The sequence below is a fragment of the Neoroseomonas rubea genome (assembly GCF_016106015.1).
Taxonomy (GTDB): Bacteria; Pseudomonadota; Alphaproteobacteria; order Acetobacterales; family Acetobacteraceae; genus Neoroseomonas; species Neoroseomonas rubea.
Genome location: NZ_JACADQ010000759.1, coordinates 1 through 558 on the forward strand (window position 1 = coordinate 1; position 558 = coordinate 558).

The 558-nt window shown below is 76.7% G+C and carries 2 protein-coding genes; both read left to right on the forward strand.

Annotation, left to right across the window (positions count from 1 at the left end; translation table 11 throughout):
* Window positions 1-163 (forward strand): 16S rRNA (cytosine(1402)-N(4))-methyltransferase (mraW, locus tag HW577_RS26260; RefSeq protein ID WP_198378995.1); only part of this gene is annotated, 163 nt, incomplete at its 5' end.
* Window positions 160-558: cell division protein FtsL (ftsL, locus tag HW577_RS26265; protein ID WP_419956617.1), on the forward strand; the 399-nt coding region annotated here is incomplete at its 3' end. The genes mraW and ftsL, both read left to right, overlap by 4 nt.

The window sequence follows — 558 nt, forward strand, 5'->3', positions numbered from 1 at the left end:
CGCATCCCGCCACGATCCCGGCGCGCTGCGCGTCGCGGCGCGCCCGCGCTTCCGCCTGCTGACACCCCGCGCGCTCCGGCCCTCCGAGGCCGAGACGAGCGCGAACCCGCGCGCCCGCTCCGCGAGGCTGCGCGCCATGGAACGACTGGAGGAAGCGGCATGATCCGACCCGTGACGCTGCTGACGCTCGCCGCCGCCGCCGGGGCGGGCCTCTGGCTGTATCAGGTGAAGCATTCCGTCTCGCAGCTGGACCGCGAGCTGCGGGAGGTGAACCGCCGGACGGAGCAGGCGCGCGAACGCACCCAGGTGCTGCGCGCCGAATGGGCGCTGCTGAACGAGCCGGACCGGCTGCGCCAAGTCGCGCAGCGGCACCTGCCGCTCGAGCCCATGGCGCCGACGCAGTTCGTGCGCCCGTCCGAGATGGAGCGCCGCCTGCCGCCGCCGCGCCAGTTCGCCGGCGCCCCCTCCCTCTTTGCCCCGCCGGAACCGGTGGGCGATGGCCGCGCCACGTCGATCGCGATCGCCGCCGCGGCCACGCCAAGCCCGGCCCCGCGCGGC